Annotated in this window: 15 protein-coding genes; 8 read left to right on the forward strand and 7 right to left on the reverse strand. The window is 68.0% G+C overall.

Annotated features, from left to right (window positions below):
* Positions 1-29 precede the first annotated feature (29 nt).
* Complete coding sequence (locus V6D00_07720) at positions 30-1,613, forward strand: glucosaminidase domain-containing protein (protein HEY9899054.1); 1,584 nt, start codon at positions 30-32, stop codon at positions 1,611-1,613.
* Between the two features lie 101 nt (positions 1,614-1,714).
* On the opposite strand, the gene V6D00_07725 is transcribed toward V6D00_07720, so the two are convergent.
* The 5 genes from V6D00_07725 to V6D00_07745 all read right to left on the reverse strand — a co-directional run bounded on the left by V6D00_07725 (position 1,715) and on the right by V6D00_07745 (position 7,458).
* Complete coding sequence (locus tag V6D00_07725) at positions 1,715-2,761, reverse strand: hypothetical protein (protein ID HEY9899055.1); 1,047 nt, start codon at positions 2,759-2,761, stop codon at positions 1,715-1,717.
* A gap of 53 nt (positions 2,762-2,814) precedes the next feature.
* Complete coding sequence (locus tag V6D00_07730; GenBank protein HEY9899056.1) at positions 2,815-3,861, reverse strand: aminopeptidase; 1,047 nt, start codon at positions 3,859-3,861, stop codon at positions 2,815-2,817.
* Entirely contained in the window at positions 3,854-5,050 is a 1,197-nt protein-coding gene (locus tag V6D00_07735; protein ID HEY9899057.1) for a carboxylate-amine ligase, read from the reverse strand. Before V6D00_07735 ends, V6D00_07730 begins: the two co-directional genes overlap by 8 nt.
* 35 nt (positions 5,051-5,085) lie before the next feature.
* Positions 5,086-6,441: a circularly permuted type 2 ATP-grasp protein gene (locus tag V6D00_07740; GenBank protein HEY9899058.1), complete on the reverse strand. Its 1,356-nt coding sequence runs from the start codon at positions 6,439-6,441 to the stop codon at positions 5,086-5,088.
* A 66-nt stretch (positions 6,442-6,507) separates the two neighbouring features.
* Positions 6,508-7,458: a S8 family serine peptidase gene (locus V6D00_07745; protein HEY9899059.1), complete on the reverse strand. Its 951-nt coding sequence runs from the start codon at positions 7,456-7,458 to the stop codon at positions 6,508-6,510.
* Positions 7,459-7,568: 110 nt separating this feature from the next.
* Between V6D00_07745 and V6D00_07750 the strand changes: the two genes are divergently transcribed.
* Both V6D00_07750 and V6D00_07755 read left to right on the forward strand, forming a co-directional pair.
* A complete protein-coding gene (locus V6D00_07750; protein HEY9899060.1) occupies positions 7,569-8,267 on the forward strand; it encodes a phosphoribosyltransferase family protein in 699 nt (232 codons plus the stop codon).
* A 4-nt stretch (positions 8,268-8,271) separates the two neighbouring features.
* Positions 8,272-9,594: an erythromycin esterase family protein gene (locus V6D00_07755; GenBank protein ID HEY9899061.1), complete on the forward strand. Its 1,323-nt coding sequence runs from the start codon at positions 8,272-8,274 to the stop codon at positions 9,592-9,594.
* On the opposite strand, the gene V6D00_07760 is transcribed toward V6D00_07755, so the two are convergent.
* Positions 9,576-9,971 (reverse strand): rhodanese-like domain-containing protein, encoded by a 396-nt coding sequence (locus V6D00_07760; GenBank protein ID HEY9899062.1) that lies wholly within the window; start codon positions 9,969-9,971, stop codon positions 9,576-9,578. The genes V6D00_07755 and V6D00_07760 overlap by 19 nt on opposite strands.
* A gap of 198 nt (positions 9,972-10,169) precedes the next feature.
* Between V6D00_07760 and V6D00_07765 the strand changes: the two genes are divergently transcribed.
* Genes V6D00_07765 through V6D00_07775 form a run of 3 tightly spaced genes read left to right on the forward strand, consistent with a single transcriptional unit; the run spans position 10,170 to position 11,969 of the window.
* Positions 10,170-10,532 carry a DUF5335 family protein gene (locus tag V6D00_07765; protein HEY9899063.1) on the forward strand — a complete coding sequence of 121 codons (363 nt, stop codon included), beginning with the start codon at positions 10,170-10,172 and terminating at the stop codon, positions 10,530-10,532.
* 9 nt (positions 10,533-10,541) lie between these two features.
* A complete protein-coding gene (locus V6D00_07770; protein HEY9899064.1) occupies positions 10,542-11,225 on the forward strand; it encodes an alpha/beta family hydrolase in 684 nt (227 codons plus the stop codon).
* 33 nt (positions 11,226-11,258) lie between these two features.
* Complete coding sequence (locus V6D00_07775; GenBank protein ID HEY9899065.1) at positions 11,259-11,969, forward strand: hypothetical protein; 711 nt, start codon at positions 11,259-11,261, stop codon at positions 11,967-11,969.
* A 19-nt stretch (positions 11,970-11,988) separates the two neighbouring features.
* On the opposite strand, the gene V6D00_07780 is transcribed toward V6D00_07775, so the two are convergent.
* Positions 11,989-12,441 carry a hypothetical protein gene (locus V6D00_07780; GenBank protein HEY9899066.1) on the reverse strand — a complete coding sequence of 151 codons (453 nt, stop codon included), beginning with the start codon at positions 12,439-12,441 and terminating at the stop codon, positions 11,989-11,991.
* A gap of 93 nt (positions 12,442-12,534) precedes the next feature.
* On the opposite strand from V6D00_07780, the gene V6D00_07785 reads away from it, so the two are divergent.
* Together V6D00_07785 and V6D00_07790 are read left to right on the forward strand one after the other, a co-directional pair.
* On the forward strand, positions 12,535-13,347 hold the full coding sequence (locus V6D00_07785; GenBank protein HEY9899067.1) for an alpha/beta hydrolase-fold protein: 813 nt from the start codon (positions 12,535-12,537) through the stop codon (positions 13,345-13,347).
* A 90-nt stretch (positions 13,348-13,437) separates the two neighbouring features.
* Positions 13,438-15,663, forward strand: coding sequence for a glycogen debranching N-terminal domain-containing protein (locus V6D00_07790; protein ID HEY9899068.1), 2,226 nt, complete (start codon positions 13,438-13,440; stop codon positions 15,661-15,663).
* Positions 15,664-15,725: the final 62 nt, after the last annotated feature.

Here is a 15,725-nt window from a genome sequence, read left to right on the forward strand (position 1 = left end):
AACCGTCCAAGACAGAACGGAGAAGCGCCATGGGAACCGGCCGCATCGATCAGACCTCGCGGATCCATCCGACCGTCCACAAGACGGCCCAGACCAAGCCGCTCGACGAAGAGGCTGAAATCAAGCACAAGGCCCAGACCGATCGCCTGGCGATCCAGCACGGGCCCTCGCGCCCCGCGGCCCTCTCCGACGTGGTCGCCGCGGCCAAGGCCGAGAGCAGCAAGAAGATCGGCAACTCCGTCGTGGACGGCTCGCGCGCCCTTCACCAGCGCGGCTACACCTATCCGCCCGATCTCGGCGCCAACTACTACCACAAGTACAGCGCGGACGGGAAGAGCGTGGGCTGCTGCGCCGACTTCGTCAGCGACTCCTACAAGGAGATGAGCAAGAGCCTCGGCAAGCCCGAGTACGACATCGGGAAGATCATGCAGGACAAGGGCTACAACCCCCACTACTGCCCCTCCATGATCCAGTACTTCCAGAAGGAGCAGACTCTGCTGCCGCCTCCGGACAAGGGCACCAAGGCCCAGGTCGGCGACGTGGTCTTCTTCGACTGGGACGGCAACGGCGCCAAGGATCCCGATCACGTCGCGATCGTCACCAAGGTCGACGCCAACGGCAACCCGACCGAGCTGATGGAGTCCCGCAAGTTCAACGAGCCCACCGAGATCACCACGATCAGCCCCGGTGACGGCCGCTGGAACAAGATCGTCGGCATCGGCCGCCTCAAGGACGCGACCGCGGACAACGACGCGGCAAACGCCCTGCCGCCCCTGGGCGACGCGCCCTTCCCCGGCGATTCCCGCTCGGGAAGCGCTCGCGCCTCGGCGGACTACTCGGGGGGCGGCCGCGGCAACGGGGGCCCGGTTTCGAGCGACGGCCCGACCCGCACCGTCCCCTCGCGCACCGGCGAGCCGAGCAATTACCAGCCCTTCAAGCGCCAGGAGTGGGAGTCGGGGATGTCCTCGGCCCTCGGCATCGCCCTCGAGATCGTCCAGAAGCTCTCGAACGCTCTGGCCACCGACGGCGAGATGACGGTGGACCAGCTCGCGCAGCTCGCCGAGAAGAACGGCGTGCCCAAGGACAAGGCCATGAAGCTCGCCAAGGAGATCATGGCCAAGAAGTCGGACCTGGTGGCTTCCAAGGCCAAGTCCCCCGACCTCGCCAAGTACATGGGCAAGCTCAGCCCCGAGAAGATCGAGGAGATCCTGGTCCAGCGCAACTCTCCGCTCGCGGGCAAGGGCCTGGGCGCGTTCATGGTCCAGATGGAGAACAAGTACGGGATCCCTGCCGCCCAGTTCCTCGCCCAGGCGACCATGGAGTCGCAGATCGGCAAGGTGGGCTCCACCCAGGGCGAGCATCACAACATCGGCAACATCCGCCCCGGCTCGAGCTGGGACGGGCCGACGGTCACCACCGGCAGCGGCTCCTACCGCTCCTACGGCTCGTGGGAGGAGGGCATCGAGGACTTCTACAAGCTGATGAGCGGCCCGCTCTACGCCGGCAAGTCCCTCGAGGACCAGATCAACACCTACGCCCCGCCGGTGGAGAACGACACCAACGGCTACATCAACACCATCAAGGACCTCATGCAGGGTTGGACCGGCGAATAGCCGGGCGACCCCTGGGGGCGGCGCGAGCCGCCCCTTATTTTTGAATTCAAAAGAGGAGGCCCCGCCGTTTCGGCGGGGCCTCGGTGCTGCTGGCAGCAGGCTTACTTCTTCTTGCCCTTCTTGGCAGGAGCCGAAGCGACCAGCTCCTTTTCCGCCTGGGGCTTGGCGGCCGAGATCGTGGCCTCGGCGCCGATCTCGGGCACCGGGGTGTAGAGGCCCTTGAGCATCTTGTGCCAGGGGTAGTGCTCGGCCATCTTGCGCTCTTCGTTGGCGACCTTGATGACGAAGTCGGACATGGCGCCCACGACCCAGTCGAAGTAGTGGGGGAGGATCGAGTAGTAGTCCATGTCGGGGGCGGGGTTCATGAAGTCGATGGCGTAGGGGATGCCGTCGCGGACGGCGAACTCCACCGAGTTCATGTCGTAGCCGAGGGCGTGGTTGATGACGCGGGCGTCGCGGACCACCTTGGCGCCCAGCTCGGCCGACATGTGGTTGTGGTCCTCGACGTAGCAGCGGTTCTTCGGATCGTACTTGATCGGCATGATGTTGTCCTTGCCGACGGTGAGGCACCGGATGTACGAGTCGAAGTCGATGAACTCCTGGAGGACCATGATGAGACGGCCCGTCTGGTGGTAGTAGTGGAAGAACTCCTCGGCGTTGTTGACCTTGTAGACGTTCTTCCAGCCGCCGCCGTCGTAGGGCTTCAGGAAGGCGGGGAACTTGATGTAGTCGAAGATTTCCTTCCAGTCGGTCAGGCACAGGTTACGGTGCGACTCGGGCCGGGTGGTGGGGTTGGCCTCGACCGGGGGCAGCACGACGGTCTTGGGGACCGCGACGCCCAGGCGCTCGACCAGCGAGTTGTCGAAGAACTTGTCGTCCGAGATCCACCAGAAGGGGTCGTTGATGACGTACGAGCCCTGGATCACCGCGTTCTTGAGGTAGGGCTTGTAGATCTCGATCTCGTGCGAGATGCGATCGACGAGGACATCGTAGCCGGGGTGCTCGCCCATCTTGGGGGCGTGGACCTTGGCGAACTCGGCGACGACCTTGCCTTCGCCCTTTTCGTTGACGGCCTTGATGAAGGCGTGGGGGAAGGTGTCCTCCCAGCCGACCAGGATACCAACCTTCTTGGGGTTCTTCTCGGTCATTGTGTTATTTCGTCCTCATAAAAAATGGGGGGGAAACGTTCGGGATAAGGGGACTAGCTGCTCGGGTTCAGGTCGACGAAGCGGCCGTGCAGCATGATGGCCTGGCCGTCCGCCCAGATCGAGCACTCGCGCGCCAGCAGGTCGATGTGCGCCCGGCAGGTCCAGTTGGCGCCGGTCAAGCAGCCGCAGGGCTCCCCGAAGGCGATGTGGAAGCCTGGGATCTTCTCGTCCTGGAGGAGATTGCCCGTGAACTCCGTGACTCCGAGGTTGGTGCCGACCGCGATCTCGCCGACGCGGTTGGCGTTCTCGGTCGAGTGGGTGTAGCCCCAGAACTCCTGGGCGAGCTCCTCGTGGGGGCTCGTCACGGTCTTGAGGAAGTTGTCCTGGATCTCGAGGGTCAAGGGGGTGTCCTTGAGGTCGCCGTACTTCGAGGAGAAGTAGTCGCCGATCGGCGCGTCCGCCACCCAGATGCCGTTGATCCGCTTGGGGGTGGTGAAGATCTCGCCGCCCGGCAGGTTGCCCCACGCATCACGCGAGATCTTGCCCGAGGTCTTGATCCACTGGAACTCCTTGGGGTCGTGCTCGATCTCGATGTCGGTGCCCGCCGGGGTGGTCACGTGGACCCGGCGTGCGCCTTGGAGCAGGCGCCGCAGGCCGAGGCTCATCTTGTTGATGGCGTCGAAGTCGGCGCGCATCCCCGAGTTCATGATCTCGCCGGTGATGCCCACCATGTGCCCGTAGCGGACCTTCTTGACGGTCGCAAGGTTGATCACCTGGGCGCGGGAGGGGACCTCGCCGGGCCGCGGGTTCACCGTGTAGAGGCAGGCGGCGCACTCGGAGACGGCCTTGAGGATCTCGTAGGGCATGTCGAGGATGGGGCGTTCGCAGTAGTCCTCGACCACGAAGCCCTGGGCGATTCCCTCGGCGAGCTCGATCGCCTCGATCAAGGCGGCTCCGATGAACTGGGAATCCCGGTCGGAGATGACGACCACGCGCTCGTTGGGCCGGACCTGCAGGCTCCGGTTGATCGCGTTGAACGCTCCGGCCCGGTACTCGCTCGGGAAGGGCAGGGCGCGCATGTCGGTCAGCTTCCTAGACACCGGCGTTGTCCTTGACCGTGTTGATGGCGCGCTCGACCGAGGCCGACAGGGCGGAGCCCGAGGCCATGAGGTCGTCGGCCAAGGAGAGGTCGATCCCCTCGAGGGTGCGCGCGCACATGTCGTCGACGACGGCCTTGAGGTCGTTGGTCTCGGCGAAGACCTTGAGCTGGCGATCCGCGTCGGTGCCGCGATCGAGGATGGTGTAGATGTGCTCGAGCGCCTGGCGGCTGCCCAGGTCGTCCACCACGTCGTCCACGAAGGTGAGCAGCTCGACGATCAGGTCCTTGGTGTGCTTCTCGCCCTTGATCCCGAAGTCGATCAGCTTGCCGTCCAGGCCGTAGCGGTAGGCGCGCCACTTGTTCTCGTCGATCAGCGCCGTCGGGTAGACGCGGAACGACATGTTCTCGCGGCGCAGGACGTACAGCTTGGCGACGATGGCCTGCACGAGGGCTGCGATCGCGATGGAGGTCTTGTAGTCGGTGGGCAGGTCGCAGACCCGGAACTCGATGGTGTTGTAGACCGGGTGCGGGCGCAGGTCCCACCAGATCTTCTTGCCGTTGTCGATGCAGTTGGTCTTGATCAGGGTCTGGACGTAGGAGTCGAACTCGGCGTAGGACGAGAAGACGCCGGGGATGCCCGTTCGGGGGAAGTTCTTGAAGACGCTCGAGCGATGCGACTTGAGGCCGGTGGCGCGGCCGAGCCAGAAGGGGCTCGAGCAGCTGATGGCCAGGAGGTGGGGCAGGAAGTAGCGGGCCTGGTTGACCAGGTCGATGGCCAGGTCCTTGTCGTCGACGCCGACGTGGACGTGCATGCCGAAGATCAGGTTGGCGCGGGCCACGTCCTGAAGGTCGTCGACCAGCACCTTGTAGCGGTCCTTGTCGGTGATGTCCTGGGTCTTCCAGTCGCTGAAGGGGTGGGTGCCCGAGGCCATGATCTTGAGGCCGTGCTTCTTGGCCAGGCGGGCGATCGCCGCGCGCAGCTGCATGACGTCCTTGGCGGCCTCGGTGACGTTGGTGCAGATGTCGGTGCCGACCTCGATGATCGACTGGTGCATCTCGGGCTTGACGCGCTCGCCGAGGATCATGCCCCCCTCTTCGAGCATGACCGAGATGTGGCTGCGAAGCTCCCGCGTCTCGGGATCGATGATCTGGTACTCTTCCTCGATCCCGATGGTGAATTTTTCAAGCATTGACGATGTTCCTCATCCCGGCCCCCGTGGGGGTCCTACGCGCGCGGCTCGATGACGAAGGTGGGGACGATCCCGCCTCCGGAGGTGACGTTGCAGAGGGCGGTGCCCGAAAGCCGGGTCAAGAAGCCCTCGACCTCGCCCTTCCAGACGAAGGGGTCCAGATCGACGTTGAGCTGGTCGTAGACGAGCTCCTCGCGGACCGTGGGGAACAGGGCGGAGGCCACGCGGACCTTCTCCTGGACCACGTAGGCGTGCTCCATCGCCTTGTTGATCGCCTCTTCCCACTCCTCGTTGGTCGACTCCCACCCGATGTAGATGCCGCGGCCGCCGTAGTCGTCGTTGGGCTTCATGACCATGCGATCGCGGTTGGCGCGGATGTAATCGATGAGATCGATCTCCGTTCCATGGTAATCGGTCTTGCCGGGCCGGACCTTGCGCGTCCAGGGAATGTGGCGCGCGATCGCCTCGCGCTCCTCGGGGCTGAAGAGGTGCTGGTTGGCCCCGTCGGTCAGCAGGCCGAAGATCATCTTCTTGTGGAGGAACTTGGAGCGGAACGAGTTGACGACGCAGACCGAACCCGCGCGGTAGGCCTCGACCAGGGCCTGCACCTCGTCCCACTTGCCGATGAACTCGTGGGTGAGCACCCGGCGGTAGACCAGGTCGATCACCGAACCGTCCGAGGCCAGGAGCTTGCCCTCTTCGAAGCGCAGCCGGCGCGGATCCTCGATGACGGTCGGGATGCCCTTGCTCTCGAAGAAGGCCTTGCACATCTCGAACTCGTGGCGGGTCGAGAGGCCGTCCCAGTCGACGATGGCGATGCGGCCGGGCTTGGCGCCCAGGCCCTTGCCCTTGGCCCAGATCTCGTAGGTCTCGAGCAGGGTCTTGATGAGGCGATCGCGGGTCTTGAAGCCCTGGATCGCGTACTCCTTGCCGAAGGCCTGCATGACGGGGTCCTGGAGGAAGACCTCGGCCATGATCTCGGTGTAGGCGGGACCGGCGGGGCACTCGGCGTTGAGCTCGACGAACTGAAGGTGGTCGCCGATGAGGAAGGAGTCGAAGCGCGCCATGGTGCTGAAGCCGGGATAGCCGGGGTCGATGGCGGCGAGCTCGCGCTCGTGCGGGGTCAGGCCCAGCTCCTCGATGAAGCGCGGATCGCTGAAGAAGTGCTCCGAGAGCTTGTCCATGGCGCTCCAGATGGTCTGGGCGGCGTGCTTGATCAGCGCGTTCTGCTCGGGCGAGAGGAACTGGGCGCGCATGTACTCGACCTGGACGCGATCGCCGTACATCACGCGGGCCTCGCGCATGCGTGCGGTGAAACCCTGGAAGTCCGCCGGGGTGAGGTTCGCCTGGTCGACGAGGGCGTGGTAACGATCGATGGCACTGTTGATCACGGCGGCAGTGGCACTCCTTCTGGACAGGCAGGGTTCGGCAAGGGGAGGCCCGGGAGCGGGCCCGGGCTACGGGGAGTATTGTAACGTGTTTGATGAGGTTTTTCTAGTTTTGTTAAGTTGCTCCCTTTCGCGCAGGGCCTCTCGGCCCCCGAGGGCCAGAAGGGCGCGGTAGGCGTTGACCCGCAGCACGCGGCCGCCGCGGATCCTGTCGCTGGTCTCGAGCAGGACGCGCTTGAGCTCGCGGGGCTTCAGCTCGGGGCGCAGGGTGCGCATGAGGGCGAGCACCCCGGCCACGTGGGGACTGGCCGCCGAGGTGCCGCCGAAGCGCGCATGCAGGAAAGGCGAGCTGACGGGGAAGGTGGTGGTGGCGTCGGCCGGGGCGACGAGCGAGACGTACTCCCAGCGCGGCGACCACATGTGCAGGCGATCCTTGCGGTCGGTGGCGCCCACCGCGATGAGGCCCGCGAACTCGGGCAGGGTCTCCCAGGCGGCGGGGTAGGTCTTGCGCTCGCGCGGCCCGCCGGCGCAGACCACGGGCACCCCGCGGCGCAGGGCCTCGTAGATGGCGTTGGCCAGATCCGCCATGGTGGCGTGGTTGAAGCCGGGCTCGCCGATCTCGCAGCCGACGCTCAGGTTGAGCACGTCCGCGCCGTGGGCGAGCGCCTGGCGGATGCCCTCGGCGATCTGGGTGGCGTGCACGCTGCCGGTGCGGGGCTTGTTGATCTTGACCGGCAGGATGCGGCAGTCGGGAGCGACGCCCCGGAAGCGCTCGCGGATTCCCCCCTGGGCGCCGATGATGCCGGCGACGGCGGTGCCGTGGCCGTTGTCGTCGTGGGCGGGCTTGCCGGGCTCGAAGAGGTTGACCCCGGGCAGGACCTTGCCCTGCAGATCGGGGTGGCGCGGGTCCACCCCCGTGTCGAGCACGGCCACCACCACCGACGGATCCCCCGAGGTGATCCGCCAGGCTCGCGGCGCCTGAATCCGTTCGAGGGACCATTGCCAAGTCGTACGCGTCATGGGTCACAGTGTAGCAAGCTTACCTCGCCATGCCAAGCGCCCAAGCGCCGTGAGGCGGCGCGTTTCCACCGGCCGACCTCTGATTTACACGGGCCCGGGGCGGGACTAGGATGCACGCGCGCAAGGCCAATGACGGCGAGGTGAGGGTCATGGGATTCGTCGATCGCAAGCAGGCCGGTGAGTTACTCGCCGAGCGTCTGACCAGGTACGCGGGGCCGGACACGGTGGTGATCGGGCTGCCGCGCGGGGGGGTGCCGGTGGCGCGCGAGGTCGCAGAGCGGCTGAACGCCCCGCTCGACGTGCTGGCCTCGCGCAAGCTCGGGGCGCCGGGCAACCCGGAATTCGCCATCGGGGCCATCACGGCGCGAGGCGTCCGGGTCCTGAACCATGAGGCCCTGAGGCACCTGTGGCTTCCGCCGGGCTATCTGGAGCAGGAGGCCCTGGAGCAGCGCCGGGTGGCCGAGAGCAGAGAGCACCTGCTCAGGAACGGGCGAGCGCCCATTTCCCTGAAGGACAAGGTCGTCATCTTGGTGGACGACGGAATTGCCACGGGGATGACGGCGCGCGCGGCGGTGGCCGACGTGCGCGAGCAGGGACCTTCAAAAGTGGTGCTCGCGGTCCCGGTCATCGCCGCCGACAGCGTACGCGTGCTTTCCGCCGAGGCGGACGCGGTCGTGTCGGTCATGGTGCCCGAGGTCTTCTACGCGGTGGGCCAGTTCTACGATCGCTTCGATCAGGTCGAGGACGACGAGGTCCGCGCCATCCTCGATGCGGCGCGTGCCCCCGCCTCGCAGGCCGAGAGGAGCTGATACCATGTCGAACGGAAGAGCTTCACGGCAAACGACCCTCACCCACGCCGACTGGGTACGCCTCAGCGCGACGCCCCTGCACGGCTTCCCCGAGGACTTCGACCCCTGCCTGGACGCGGTGGGCGAGGCGCGGATCGTGATGCTCGGCGAGGCGAGCCACGGCACCGCCGACTTTTACGCCACCCGCGCGCGGCTGACCCGGCGCCTGATCTCGGAGTTGGGCTTCACCTTCGTCGCCATCGAGGGGGACTGGCCCGATGCCGCCATGGTCAATCGCTTCGTGCGCGGCGGTCCGGGGGATGCCCGGGAGGCCCTGGGGGGCTTCAAGCGCTTTCCCATCTGGATGTGGCGCAACACGGTGGTGCTCGCCTTCGTCGAATGGCTCCGCGCCTGGAACGACAAGCGCTCTTTCGATTCGCGCGCGGGGTTCTACGGCCTCGATCTTTACAGCCTCCACGCCTCGATGGAGGCCGTGCTGGCTTTCCTCGATCGGGTGGACCCCGCGGCGGCGCGGGTCGCGCGCGAGCGCTACGGCTGCTTCGGCCGCTTCGGCGAGGACACCCGGCAGTACGCGCTCAACGCGCACTTCCTCGCCGCGTCCTGCGAGGCCGAGGTGGTCGCGGCCCTCACGGACCTGCGGGCGCAGCGCGCGCACTACGCCGCGGCGACCTCGAGCGACGAGGCCTTCGACGCCGAGCTGAACGCGGTGGCTGCGGCCAACGCCGAGTGCTACTACCGCCAGATGGTCCTGGGCGGCGCCACCACCTGGAACCTGCGGGATCGCCACATGGTCGCCACCCTGGAGCGCCTGCTGGCGCACCTGGGGCCCGACGCCAAGGCCGTCGTCTGGGAGCACAACTCCCACATCGGGGACTTCCGGGCGACCTACGAGGGCGACAGCGGCCACCTGAACGTCGGCCAGCTCGTGCGCGAGCGCCACGGCGCCAACGCTTTTTCGGTCGGCTTCGGCACCTACCGGGGCACGGTCACCGCCGCGCGGGCCTGGGACGCCGCGCCGGAGTTCATGCCGGTGCCCCCGGCCCGCGAGGACAGCATCGAGGCCATCTTCCACCAGGCCGGGATTCCTGCCTTCTACCTGGGGCTCAGGGACCTGGCGCGCGGCGGGGCGTGGCTTTGCGAGACGCGCCCCGAGCGCGCCATCGGGGTGGTCTACCACCCTGCCGAGGAGCGCCTCGGCAACTACGTCCCCTCGCGCCTGGCCGATCGCTACGACGCCTACGTCTTCCACGACGAGACCCTCGCGGTCGAGCCCCTGGACCTGGGAGCGGAGCCGCCTGGCCTCGAGACCTACCCCAGCGGCCTGTAGGGCGAACCGAAGCTCGCTTTCTCCTGTCCTCGGCGCTCGATGGGGTAGCCGATCTTGCGCCGGCGCCAGGGGCCGTAGCCCCCCATGATGGGGTGGACGTGCGCGTGGCCCTCGGCCAGAAGCTTTCGGGCGATCGCGGCGCTGGTGCCCTCGTGGAGCGACGTGCAGTAGAGGAAGACGGGGAGGTCCTTGGGAACGGGCAGCTGGATGTGCTCGGCGGCCAAGAGGTCGTCCGGGTCGTAGTAGATGGCCCCCTTGATCTGGGTCGAGTCGGGTCGATGCCGGACGTCCATGAGGTAGAAGGAAGCCCCGCCGTCCATCAGGCGCTTGACGTGCTGGATCGTCACGCGGGGGATGTGGGGCTCGGGCATCGGCATGGGCGTTCCCCTTCGCGTCGTAGCAGGCAACCCCATGATGACCTGCGGCCTGCCGGGTGGCGTCGTCACGTTTGGCCGAAACTCTTCGGCCGGACAAAAAGCTTGGCCATCGGCGCGGCGCTCGCCGCTTTGAGTCGGGCTCGGGCCTTGCTAAGATCGCTCGGCCGACGATAGCCATCCGTGAAGAGGGAGGGGCCCATGGCGACGCGAGTCATCCCGGTGGATCAGTGGCTGGATTACCTCAACGGCATCAGCGTCCTCAAGCGGCGCGCCAAGGTATCCGTTGAGCTCAAGAGCGACGCGTTCGGCGATCGCCTGGTCGCTGACAACTTGCCGCTGCTCGGGATCACGCCCGAAATGAAGGGCAGCGAGGCCTGCGCGGTGGACATCGAGGTCGGCTCGCAGCGCGCCGAGCAAGCCGACCGCCTGACCCACTCGGTCATCTGCACGACCAAGCTCGTGGTCGAGGAGGACGACGCCAGCCACCCCCGCGAGATCGACATCTGCGGCGAGGACCCCCGGACCAAGGCCAGGGTGACGACCGTCATCCGGTTCCTCTGAGGGGGCGCCATGTCCGATGAGATTGGCGCCCGCCGCCGCGAGGCCGATCGCCCCGTCTCGATCCCGCTCGATGACGTGACCCTGGAGGGGACGCTCGCCCTTCCCGAGCAGGCTTCGGGGGTGGTTCTCTTCGCCCACGGCAGCGGCAGCAGCCGCCACAGCCCCCGCAACCGCTACGTGGCCGAGGTGCTGCGGCGCCGGGGGGTGGGCACCCTGCTCATGGACCTTCTCAGCCTCGAGGAGGAGAGGGTGGATGAGCGCACGGCGCACCTGCGCTTCGACATTCCCCTTCTCGCCTCGCGCCTGGTCGGCGCCATCGACTGGCTACGAGCGCAGCCCGAGACCCGCTTTCTGCCCGTGGGCCTCTTCGGGGCGAGCACGGGGGGCGGGGCGGCCCTGGTGGCCGCCGCCGAGCGCCCCGAAGCGGTGAGGGCGGTGGTCTCGCGCGGGGGGCGGCCCGATCTGGCCGCTGAGGCTCTCGCCCGCGTCCAGGCCCCGACCCTGCTCATCGTGGGGGGCGACGACGACGTGGTGATCGGCCTCAACCAGGAGGCCATGGCCCTGATGCGCGCGGAGCGCCTCTTGCGCCTGGTGCCGGGGGCGACCCACCTCTTCGAGGAGCCCGGGGCGCTCGAGGCGGTGGCCAGGCTCGCCGCCGACTGGTTCGCCACCCACCTGCCTCGGCCCCGCTGAGACAAGGATCAAGAGGAGGGAGCCCTGCGCGCCGTGTTCGCCTGCATCCTGATGCTCATCGCCTGCGGCCAGCAGGGCTCCTTGCCCCCTCCCGACGCGGGGGCAAGGGACGAAGGCCGGCTGCTCTACCGATCGGACTGGGCGAAGCTGCCCGCCGGGACGGAGCCTGCCGAGTGGAGAGACGTGCGCTTCGACGGCTTCGACTTCCCGTGGCTCTACGGCGGCGGCTGGTGCCTCGCGCGAATGGGCGCCCAGGCGATCTACCAGGTCCCCGATGCCCTGAGCGAGCCGAGCGAGCCCTTGACCTTCAGGCGCTACCAGGGCGCGCTCAGCGCGCGCTACCGGGTCCGGCTGGAGGGACGCAGCCAGGGAGGAGCCGCGCGCTTCGGCGGGTACGGGGAGCTCGCCGCCCAGGTCTACTACCTCTCGCCAACCTCCTACGTGGAGGTCCTCCAGACCGATCGGCACCTCATGCTGTGGCAGGCCGTCGACGCCCCGCCCATGCAGGGCAAGGGCTGGACCCTGCTGGCCCAGGTCGACAACCCGGTCAGGATCGGCGAGTGGGTGCGCTTCGGCGCGGAGGTGGACACCCGCACCGGCCAGGTGACGGCCTACCTCGGTGATCGCCCGGTCGCGACGGCGTCGGCGCCGCTCGTCTCGCGCGATCGCCCGGGAGGCCTGACGCTGAGGGCCACGGGCAACCGCGAGGACTGGCGCACGGTCGAGATCCGCGCCCTGCCTTGACCTTGTCCGGCGATCCGGTTCAGCGCGGAGCGGGAGTGGCCGCGATCCAGCGAGGCTGCAGGGTGACGAGGTGCGAAGGCGCCTGTGCCGGCGGGTAGACCAGAGCGAAGGTGGCCTCCTGAGCCGGGGCGAGGTCGCTCGGGGTGACGATTGCCTCGCGGGTGTCCAGGAGCAACCCGAGGCTGTCGTAGAAGCGCACCCTCAGGCCCACGGCCGTGGCGCCCTCGGTGCCGCGGTTGGCGAGGCGGCCGTCAAGGCGCAGCCAGCCTCCGGCGTCCACCTCGGCCTGGCGCGAGACGACCACCACCTGGGCCGAATAGCCATCCGGCCCGGTCTCGCCCTCGATCGGGACGACGACCGGGGCCTGGGGGCTCGGCGTCGCGCTCGGGGCGGGGCCCGGCGTCGAGGGCTTTGCTCCGCCGCAGGCCGCGAGCAGCAGCACCGTCCCCAAGATCACCTTCGTTCCGCGCATGCCCCCACCCTAGCCAGGCCCGGCGGCGGCGTCATCGTTCATCCTGGCCAGGCCTCGCGCGCCGTGACCCGAGAAAGATCGTACAATGGTGCCATGACCTCCACGACCAAGCCGAGATCGACCTCGAGCAAGCGCGCACATCCCGGCGCCCAGGGCCGCCTCCACCGCACCAAGGCCTTCGAGATCCCGGGCCTCGCGGGGGCCCGGCCGCTGACCCTCTACCTGCCGCCCGGCTACGACCAGGCGCCCGAGCGCCGCTACCCGGTGGCCTACATGTTCGACGGGCAGAACCTGTTCGCCGACGAGGGGGCCTACTCGGGCGGCTGGCACCTGCACCGCACCCTCGATGCCCGCGCGGCCCGGGGGCTCGTGGTCCCCATCGTGGTCGGGATCCATCACGGCGGCGAGCGCCGCATGGAGGAGCTCTCCCCCTGGCCCGTCGAGCCCGCGAAGCCCGCTTTTGGCGACGCCTTTCTCGACTGGGTGGTGGGGCCGCTCGCCAAGATGGTGCGCGAGGACCTGCGCACCCTCGAGGGGCCCCAGCACACCATGGTCGGGGGATCCTCGCTCGGCGGCCTGTTGGCCCTGTACGCCTACTTCCGTCACAACGCCGTCTTCGGGCAGGCCCTGTCCATGTCGCCGTCGCTCTGGGTGGACGAGGGGGCGATCTTCCAGTACGTGGCCAAGGCGCGCGCCGGCGGCGACCCGCGCCTCTACCTCGACTGCGGGGCAAAAGAGGCCAAGGGCATCGTCATCAAGCACGCGGAGTGGATGGCGGATCTGCTCGAGCGCAAGGGCTTCGTGCCCGGCTACCACCTGATGTGGCGGCCCGATGCGCGCGGGGCCCACAACGAGCGTGCCTGGCGCCGCCGGCTGCCGAGGGCCCTGAAGTTCATCTATGGCTAAGCCCCTAAGATTTTTGGCGGATCGGCGGCGCTTCGCCCTCGCCCCTCGGCGCATACTGGTGATCACCCGGGTGCGCATGCGAGGGGCGTCATGGCGAGGAAGCGAGATCCACGGCCGAGCGAGCGCCAGAGGCGCGAGCGAAAACAGCGGGTCCTGGTCCAGCGGACGCCCTCGATCGTGCGCAGCATCGCCGATGCCATCGTGGTCAAGGACCAGAGCCTCTATTTCCTGAGCGCCCCCGACGGCAACGTCCCGCTGAGCGACGAGCACGGCTACGGCCTCTACTACCACGATTGTCGTTTCCTGGACGGCTACGAGCTGAAGCTCGAGGGGCAACATGCCAGCGTCCTGGCCTCGAGCGCGAGCGAGGGTTATCAGGCCGTCTTCCAGCTGAGCAACCCCGACCTGCAAGGGGAGTCGGCCCGGCTCATCCCGAAGGAGGACCTTGGGGTTCAGTGGCTGCGCCTGGTCTCGGGGGCGGATCGCGCCCTCCACGATCGCCTCACCCTTCACAACTTCGGGCCCGAGCCTTACGACTTCTCGTTCTCGCTCACGTTCCGGGCGAGTTTCGAGGACATCTTCGAGGTGAGGGGCCTCGTCCCCGAGCAAGTGGGACGCCTCCTCGACCCCGTCTGGCAGGACGGCGCGCTGTGTCTCGGGTACGCGGGGGCCGACGGCCTCTACCGCTACGTCACGATTCACTTCTCGCCCGCGCCGACCCGGTGCGAGGGGACCAGCGCCGTGTTTCGCCTGGGCCTTGCGCCCGAGACCCAGGCGGAAGTCCAGGTGACCGTTGCGCTGACGGAGGCGCGCGCGCCGGTCGCCCCGGTCCCCAGGCCGCTGGTTCCCCCTGATTTTGCGCTCATCCACGGCAGGCTCGGCGAGGCGGCGGCGGCGTGGTACCAGCACCACGCCAACATTCGAAGCGACAGCCTCCTGCTGGACCGCATCATGGCCCAGTCCCTGCGGGACCTGCACACGCTTGGCAGCAAGCTCGAGCACGAGGCCTACCTCTCGGCCGGGGTTCCCTGGTACACGACGCTGTTCGGCCGGGACAGCCTGATCGCCTCTCTGGAGGCCCTCGCCTACAACCCCGATATCGCCGAGCAGACGCTTCGCCTCCTGGCCAGGCACCAGGGGCGGCGCGAGGACGCGTGGCGCGACGAGCAGCCCGGCAAGATCCTCCACGAGCTGCGCGTGGGCGAGCTGGCGCGTCTGAAGGAGATCCCCTACGACCCCTACTACGGCTCGATCGATTCCACCCCGCTGTTTCTCATCCTCCTGGGGCAGCACGCCGCCTGGACGGGGGACCTCTCCCTGTTCGTCGCCCTGAAGCCGAACGTCGAGCGGGCCCTGTCCTGGATGGCCGATTACGGCGATCCGCTCGGTGCCGGCTGCCTCTCATACCGCTGCGCCTCGGCCAAGGGGCTCGCGAACCAGGGCTGGAAGGACTCGGGGCTCGCCATCATGAACGCGGATGGCAGCCCGGCGACCCCGCCGATCGCGCTGGTCGAGGTGCAGGGCTACGTCTATCTGGCCAAGACCCTGATCGCTGACCTGTTTCGCCGCTCGGGAGACGCCGAGCGCGCCGAGCGCCTGATCGCCGAGGCCGAGGCCCTGCGCCGCTGGTTCAACCGCGCCTTCTGGGACGAGGCCATGGGGTGCTACGTTCTGGCCCTGCAAGAGGGGTTCAGGCCCGCCGCCGTGGTCGCCTCCAACGCGGGGCAGGCCCTCTGGAGCGGCATCGCCGACCCCGAGAAGGCCGCGCGCGTCGCTAAGAGGCTGCTCGCCCCCGACATGTACAGCGGCTGGGGGATTCGCACGCTCTCCACCCTGGAGCGCCGCTTCAATCCCATCGGTTACCACCTGGGGACCGTCTGGCCCCACGACAACGCCCTGATCGCGGCGGGCTTCAAGCGTTACGGCCTGGACCAGGCGGCCTACCGCGTTTTCAACGGTCTCTTCGAGGCGGCCACCCACTTCCAGCACTACCGGGTTCCCGAGCTTTTCGCGGGGTATCCGAGCGTACCTTTCGCAGAGCCCATCCGCTACCCGGTGGCTTGTCACCCCCAGGCCTGGGCGGCGGCGGCCATCCCCTACTTGCTGCAGACCCTGCTGGGCCTCGTCCCCGAGGCCTTCGAGCGGCGCCTGCGCATCGTGCGCCCCGTGCTGCCCGATTTCCTGCAGGTCCTGGAGCTTCACCGCCTCAGGGTCGCAAACGCCCGCGTCGACCTGCGCTTCGAGCGCGATCGCTCGGGGGTCAGCGTGCGCACCCTCAAGCTCGACGGCCCGCTGGAGATCCTCGTCCAGCACTGAAGCTTGACAGGCGGGATCGATTGTCATAGGTTTATTAAGAAAATTTAAGACCCTCATAACAA

The organism is Pantanalinema sp., assembly GCA_036704125.1.
Lineage (GTDB): Bacteria > Cyanobacteriota > Sericytochromatia > S15B-MN24 > UBA4093 > JAGIBK01.

Bases quoted from the DNA above. Each gene is read 5' to 3' on its own strand.
- V6D00_07720 (HEY9899054.1), top strand. From the start codon at position 30: ATGGGAACCGGCCGCATCGATCAGACCTCGCGGATCCATCCGACCGTC.
- V6D00_07725 (HEY9899055.1), bottom strand. From the start codon at position 2,761: ATGACCGAGAAGAACCCCAAGAAGGTTGGTATCCTGGTCGGCTGGGAG.
- V6D00_07735 (HEY9899057.1), bottom strand. From the start codon at position 5,050: ATGCTTGAAAAATTCACCATCGGGATCGAGGAAGAGTACCAGATCATC.
- V6D00_07745 (HEY9899059.1), bottom strand. From the start codon at position 7,458: ATGACGCGTACGACTTGGCAATGGTCCCTCGAACGGATTCAGGCGCCG.
- V6D00_07750 (HEY9899060.1), top strand. From the start codon at position 7,569: ATGCACGCGCGCAAGGCCAATGACGGCGAGGTGAGGGTCATGGGATTC.
- V6D00_07755 (HEY9899061.1), top strand. From the start codon at position 8,272: ATGTCGAACGGAAGAGCTTCACGGCAAACGACCCTCACCCACGCCGAC.
- V6D00_07760 (HEY9899062.1), bottom strand. From the start codon at position 9,971: ATGCCGATGCCCGAGCCCCACATCCCCCGCGTGACGATCCAGCACGTC.
- V6D00_07765 (HEY9899063.1), top strand. From the start codon at position 10,170: ATGGCGACGCGAGTCATCCCGGTGGATCAGTGGCTGGATTACCTCAAC.
- V6D00_07770 (HEY9899064.1), top strand. From the start codon at position 10,542: ATGTCCGATGAGATTGGCGCCCGCCGCCGCGAGGCCGATCGCCCCGTC.
- V6D00_07780 (HEY9899066.1), bottom strand. From the start codon at position 12,441: ATGCGCGGAACGAAGGTGATCTTGGGGACGGTGCTGCTGCTCGCGGCC.
- V6D00_07785 (HEY9899067.1), top strand. From the start codon at position 12,535: ATGACCTCCACGACCAAGCCGAGATCGACCTCGAGCAAGCGCGCACAT.
- V6D00_07790 (HEY9899068.1), top strand. From the start codon at position 13,438: ATGGCGAGGAAGCGAGATCCACGGCCGAGCGAGCGCCAGAGGCGCGAG.